Raw genomic sequence first — 6,175 nt, 5'->3', positions numbered from 1 at the left:
ACACCAGGCGTCGAAACCGAGGGTTTTCGCTTCAATCACACCATGCTGAGAGTGAAGGACCCTGAGGCATCACTGGCTTTTTATTCGCGGGTATTCGGCATGCGCGTATTACGCAAGCTGGATTTCGACGAGATGCGTTTTACGCTGTACTTTCTTGCCCGGCTGGAGCCTGCTGACAAGGTGCCGGAAGATATCGATCAGCGCACCGTCTGGACCTTTTCCCAGAAAGGCCTGCTGGAGTTGACCCATAACTGGGGAACAGAGAATCAGGCAGACTTTGCCTACCACGACGGCAATGCCGAGCCTCAAGGTTTTGGCCACATCTGCTTTTCAGTGCCAGACCTGGATGCGGCTGTGACTTGGTTTGACGCCAATCAGGTGGAGTTCATCAAGCGCCCTGATCAGGGCAAGATGAAAGACGTGGTGTTTGTGAAGGACGTTGACGGTTACTGGATAGAAGTGGTCGAAGCCGCAAAGATGCTGGGAAAAGGCGCCTGAGTCTCACGGCAGGGAGGAAGAATATATCCACGACATAAAGTTAACCGACTATTAATTCACGTTGCTGGATCCTTACAGGGTGGTAAGGTTATGTGGTGTTCCAACATGGCATGACTGCCAAGGAGATCCGGTGAATCACTCCAAGCGTTCCTTCACACACCGTCTTATGGGGAGTTTTCTGCTAGTTCCCCTGACCCTGGGTTCATTGACTTTGAGCTCAATGGCCCTGGCCGAAGAGGCTGAAGCTGTCCGGTTTGCCATTCCCCCATGGCCAGGCGTGACGGTAAAAAGTCAGGTAGCGGCAACCTTGCTCGATACCCTCGGCTACACAACACAAAAGCAAGAGTTGGGCGCAACGATCGCCTATCAGGCACTGAGTCAGAACGAGCTGGACGTGTATCTGGCCGCTTGGTTGCCTGCCCAGCAAGGCATGTACGACACTTCCACCCAAGGCAAGAACAAGCTGGTTGATCTGGGCACCAATGTTGACGGTGCGCGGCTGGGCTTTGTCGTCCCCAGTTATGTGTATGATGCGGGGTACACCTCAGCCACCGATTTGTGTAACGAGGAGCTGAGAGACAAGGCTGGAGGCGTGCTGTACTCCATTGAAGTCGGCTCAGGCACCAGCGACCTGCTGGCGAAAATGCAAGATGAGGGGACCTATTGCCTCGATCAGTGGCGACTTTCTGAAACCTCTACGACGGGGATGTTCAGCCAAGCCAAGGTGACAATGGACCGGGACGAGTGGATCGTCTTCTATGCCTGGACGCCGCACTGGGCGAGCATCGAGTATGACATCCAGTTCCTCGATGATCCCGAGGATGCCTGGGGCCCCGACGGAGGCCGCAGTGACGTTCGCACCCTGGTGACTCAGGAGTTCGCAGAATCCAGCCCCAATGCCGCCCGACTGCTTGGCCAACTGATATTCAGTGCTGACCAGCAGAGTGAGATGATTCGTGGCTACAGCTATGAAGAGCGTGAGGCGGATGAAGTGGCGCTGGACTGGATACGCAATAATCCAGGCAAGGTAAAAGAGTTTCTGGAAGGTGTCACCACACGCAATGGTCAGCCGGCCTGGCCAGTGGTGCAGGAAACCCTAGAAATACCAGAAGCCTGAACCGGCGTGACGTTGCACGGGTTTCGTGAGAGCCGGATTCATCCGGCGATTATTTCTGATCCTGACCCTGTCGCCCGATACGTCGGGCTCCCACCGCTGTGGTTTCACCAGTCCCAACGTATTGAGATCAGTCAGTAGCCGGTCATTTCCAGGTAGCCTTCGCCGCGTGGATCACCGTTGGCGGTGTCGCTGACGTTGACTGCGCCTTCCCAGTAAGGCACTGAGGTATCCATCCAGCGCCCGGGGTTGCGGGCGGTGATTTCCAGCGCAAGATTTTTTTCCGGTAGTGCCAGCTGCCAACGCACTGGCACGTGATGGCCGTTGACCTCGGCGTTTTCCAGCGGTGTCAAAGCCAGGCCCGTGTTGTGCAGGGGGGTCACTCCGCCATCAGCAGTAATCCAGCTACCAGACAGGTAGTCAGCGCTACTTCCATCGCCGCCACCACGTAAACGAAAGGCCATCAGGCGGTCACCATTGTCGAGGTGCAGTGAAAACCAGTCCCAGCCAGCCTGATCGGCGCTGAGTAGCTGGCTGCTCCATTCGCGGTCCAGCCAGGCCCGGCCGCTGACCGGGACCTCTTTGCCGCCCAGCATGACCTCGCCAGTGACCCGATAAAACGGCTGGCTATAATACATCGACCCCTGGCCATCGGCAGATTTCTGGCTGAAACCCTCGGTGCCGTGACGTACCAGCGGGCCTTCGGCCTCAAGCGTCAGCGCATAGCCGAAGAGTCCGTTGGCATCTTCGCTCTGGGCCGTCAACCGCAGCTGGTCCAGTGCATCACCGGAGGCTTGGTTAGTCAGGCTTTCCAGCTGCCAGTCGTCCAGCCAGGCGCGAAAGGGCTGGGCGATAACACCAGCCTGTTGTGTGGCCTGCTGTTGTAGCACGTTAGAAGCCCTTGCGAAGCGCTCGGCGACATGGTGAACATCGCCCCGCGACAGCGCCATATGGGCCATCCATAGCTGATCGGTTCCCCACTGTGTGGATTCCTCACTCGGTGCGACGTTATCTGAGCCGGGCTGCTGGGCCTGGCGAAACAGCGTCCACTGCATGCCCAGCGGCTGGCCGTCTGCATCTTCCAGGTTGGCGGTGAGATACCACCATTCGATACGAAAATCCGGGTGAGAGCCGTGATCGTCAGGAAAATTCAGCGAAATACCGGGGCGAGCGTGGGCATAGCCATCGCTGGTGGCGCCGAGTCCGGCAAAACCGGTTCTGCCGCCCTCGGCAGCAGTGTCTTTATTGGTGGGTTCGGGCATCTGGTCACAGGAATTGACCAGCAGCAGGCACAGCGCCAGCAGCACGGTATTCAGCCTCTTTTCCAGCGGGGTCATGTGGTGTCCTCCTCGGCCAGCAGTGTGCGAGGCGGGGTGCGCCACAGTTTGAGCATCGGCAGGCCCGCCGCCAACAGGGCAACCAGTATGGCGGTGCCCAGTGTCAGGCCGACTTCAGCGGGAAAAACGTGCAGCGGCAATCGCCAGCCGAAGGCGGCCACATTGATGCCCCACACCAGGCAAGCGGTAATGGCGATGCCTAAAGGAATGGCCAGCAGGCCAGTAAACAGTGCAGCACCGGCCAGCTGGGTCAGCTGCACGGTCAGCAGCTGGCGTAGTGGCACGCCAATCGCCCAGAGCGCGGCTAAGCGACGGCGACGATCTCGAGCCTGAGCCAACAATGTGGCTAGCAGTGCCAACGCTGCCACGCCCAGGGTCAGACCGTTCAGCGCCCGGGTAATGGCAAAGGTGCGTTCGAAAATGACCGTGGCTGCCGCCTTGACCTCGCGCTGGTCCTGCAGCTGCCGGTGTGTCAGGTTGAAACGCTCGCTTAGCTGTTGGCTTAGCAGCGTGCCACTGCCGCCTGCCGAGATCACGATGCCGATGGATAGCGGTGGCACATTAAAGCGTTCGCGTACCCGCTGGGTAGCCATCACCACTTCGCCGCGCGGGTTGCCGTAATCGGGGTAGATGGCCACCACAGTGAGGCGCTCTATACCGTCAGGCGCACTCAGGTTCAGCCGGTCACCTAGTGCGATACCCTGGCCACGTGCCAGCTGCTCGTTAATGAATGCATCGCCTCGCTGGAAGGCCCGCCAGGCGGAGGTTCTGTCGCCCAGAGTGGCCAGCAGTGGCCAGTCGGCCATCAGCGTTTGCCCCGGGGTGATCCCAAACACCGAGAGCGGCAGGCCCAAGCTGCGGGGTGGGTCGTCCTGCGGGCTGACCTCGACCAGCTGCGATTCGGCACTGGCGGTAATTAGGCGCTCGCTGACGGCGTCCTGCTGGACCAGCCAGCGATTAATATCGTCGAACTGCGCTGCTGGCGGTGTCAGGTACAGGTCTGCCATCAGTCGTTGGTCCAGCCAGTCGAGAAAGGTCAGGCGAAACCCGCCGACCATACTGCTGACGCCCAAATTAGCTGACAGTGCAATTAGCAGCGCCATCATGGCTAGCGACAGCCGTGGCAGCTGCAGTTGCAGATCGGCCAGTGCCCACTCGGTTAATGGCCAGCTGTGGGTTGCCGGTGTAGAGCGCGTCACAGCGCGCAGCATCAGCCGCAGCGCCAAAGCTAGCAGCGGCGGCAGCCACAGGGCCGCAGCCAGCATCAGTGTAGCAACCAGTGCGAACCCGGCCACCAGCCCTTCGCCGCTGGGTCGGCTAAGCAGCCATGCTCCAAGCCCCAGTGCCATCAGAGCGGCAGCCCCACCAAGTAGAGTCTGGACATGCAGCTGATGCCGGAAACCGGCGCGCCATGCCTGGGCTTGCCCAAGCGCAAGGACACTGATCCGGCTGGCCCGCCACAGCACACCGCTGCCAGCAATGAACAGGCCGCCAAGAGTGACGCTCATACCGCCCAGCCAGTAATGCCAGGGCAGGCTGAGCGTACTGCTGACATCAGCGCCGTAAAGGCTTTGCAGAGTGGCGGCCACATCCGGTAGCAGTGCTTTGGCGAGCCAGACTCCGCTGATCAGCCCGGCCAGTGCCCCGACCACTCCCAGCAGCAACAGCTCCAGAGCCAGTAGCCCCGTTAGGGTGCGGCCCGGTACGCCAAGTGCGCGGAGGGTGCGCAAAAGTCCCAGCCGTTGTTCCAGTGCCAGTCCTAGCGCCGCTTGAACAATAAATAGCCCGACAATCAGGGCCAGCAGTGCCATGGCCGACAGGTTCAAGTGAAAGCTCTGAGTCAACTCGCCGGGGCTGTTGCGGCTCTGAGCATGAACTAGGCTGAAGCCGTCGGGCGCTTGATCCAGCGATCCCGTGGCGCTGACCAGCGCGGTAATCGTGTTGCCGGCATTCAGCAGCTGGGCGGCAACGGCAATATCCAGCACCAGGGTGTTGGGCGGTAGCGCAGGTGCATCAATTAAGGGGGGAAGTGGCGTGCTACTGTTCGCGGAAGGATGATTGACGCTGGGTGCGTCCCCCAGTCGGCGGCGTGTTTCCGGTGCGATTCGCGTCTGCTAGGGCACTACCAGAAAATCCTGCAGACTGCTGCCATTGCCCGTGCTGGCCAGGCTACTGTTGGTGGGCAGGGTGAGCGGATCGATGCCGATCAATGTGAGCTTGTCGCCGCTGTTGGTGGTGACATCGCCTTCGAGTAGCGGCGAGACCAGTACGCCAGCGCGGCGCAGCTGAATGAAGTCTTCCCGGCTCAGTGACGTGCCGTCCTTGCGCTCCAGGCGATCAAAGTCACTGCTCAACAGCGCTTCGGCTTGGGCGTAGCTGTCGCGTGCCGAAGCATTGATTGCCTGAACGCCACTCCACAGTGCACCTGCCACCCACAGCCCCAGCAGCAACATGGCCAGTTGGCCGGGATGACGGCGGTAGTGCGACAGCAGCGTTATCAGCGCTACGCCAATCAAGCGCATGTCGGGCGACCCTGCACAGCGGTGTTATCGGTAGCATCTAGTAGCTGACCACGGCGCAGCAACATCTGGTGATCCAGGGGCGCAGCCACGCTGGGGCTGTGTGTCACCATCAACAGGCTGCTGCCGCTTTCCGCCACCAGCGATAGCAGTAGGTCAAGCACCGTTTCAGCGGTGGCTTCGTCCAGGTTGCCGGTGGGTTCATCAGCCAGCAGCAATGCCGGGCGGGGCGCCAGGGCGCGGCCAATAGCCAGGCGTTGCTGCTGACCACCAGACAACTGCTCGGGATAGTGGTCTTCGCGCCCTGACAGGCCCAGGCGTTCCATTAGCCGGGCCGACCATGCCGGGTCTTCGCACCCCGCCAATCGTGCCTGCAGACGCAGGTTGTCGGCCACGTTAAGGCTCGCCACCAGGTGGAACTGCTGGAATACTAGGCCCAGGGTTTCACGCCGCATTCGTGCCCGGCCGGGTTCGTCCAGTGTGTTCAGCCGCTGGCCGTTGACGCGCACCTCGCCGCTATCAGGCAGGTCGAGTCCGGCGGCCAGATGCAGCAGCGTTGACTTGCCGCTGCCTGACTCGCCCATCAGCGCCAGGCTTTCGCCGGCGGTCAGGCTCAGACTTACGTCGGTCAGCACATTTAATGGCCCCTGGGGCGTAGCATAGGATTTGTGGACATGACGAAACTCGAGCATGGCAGACTCCGTGCA

Annotated in this window: 6 protein-coding genes; 2 read left to right on the top strand and 4 right to left on the bottom strand. The window is 60.6% G+C overall.

Annotation, left to right across the window (positions count from 1 at the left end):
• Both gloA and ACTH3D_RS05260 read left to right on the top strand, forming a co-directional pair.
• Positions 1–498, top strand: a 498-nt coding sequence (gene gloA, locus ACTH3D_RS05265; RefSeq protein WP_441665991.1) for a lactoylglutathione lyase, incomplete at its 5' end; no start/stop codon positions are given.
• A gap of 130 nt (positions 499–628) precedes the next feature.
• Positions 629–1,615 (top strand): glycine betaine ABC transporter substrate-binding protein, encoded by a 987-nt coding sequence (locus ACTH3D_RS05260; protein ID WP_441665988.1) that lies wholly within the window; start codon positions 629–631, stop codon positions 1,613–1,615.
• A gap of 131 nt (positions 1,616–1,746) precedes the next feature.
• On the opposite strand, the gene ACTH3D_RS05255 is transcribed toward ACTH3D_RS05260, so the two are convergent.
• The 4 genes from ACTH3D_RS05255 to ACTH3D_RS05240 form a co-directional block, all read right to left on the bottom strand.
• Positions 1,747–2,949 carry a lipocalin-like domain-containing protein gene (locus tag ACTH3D_RS05255; RefSeq protein ID WP_441665986.1) on the bottom strand — a complete coding sequence of 401 codons (1,203 nt, stop codon included), beginning with the start codon at positions 2,947–2,949 and terminating at the stop codon, positions 1,747–1,749.
• Positions 2,946–4,934 carry an FtsX-like permease family protein gene (locus tag ACTH3D_RS05250; RefSeq protein ID WP_441665984.1) on the bottom strand — a complete coding sequence of 663 codons (1,989 nt, stop codon included), beginning with the start codon at positions 4,932–4,934 and terminating at the stop codon, positions 2,946–2,948. Before ACTH3D_RS05250 ends, ACTH3D_RS05255 begins: the two co-directional genes overlap by 4 nt.
• 129 nt (positions 4,935–5,063) lie before the next feature.
• On the bottom strand, positions 5,064–5,471 hold the full coding sequence (locus ACTH3D_RS05245; protein ID WP_441665982.1) for a hypothetical protein: 408 nt from the start codon (positions 5,469–5,471) through the stop codon (positions 5,064–5,066).
• Positions 5,462–6,160 (bottom strand): ABC transporter ATP-binding protein, encoded by a 699-nt coding sequence (locus tag ACTH3D_RS05240; protein ID WP_441665980.1) that lies wholly within the window; start codon positions 6,158–6,160, stop codon positions 5,462–5,464. Before ACTH3D_RS05240 ends, ACTH3D_RS05245 begins: the two co-directional genes overlap by 10 nt.
• Positions 6,161–6,175: the final 15 nt, after the last annotated feature.

This window comes from Halomonas sp., assembly GCF_052095765.1.
GTDB lineage: Bacteria > Pseudomonadota > Gammaproteobacteria > Pseudomonadales > Halomonadaceae > Halomonas.
This window is presented reverse-complemented; position numbering and strand designations above follow the sequence as displayed.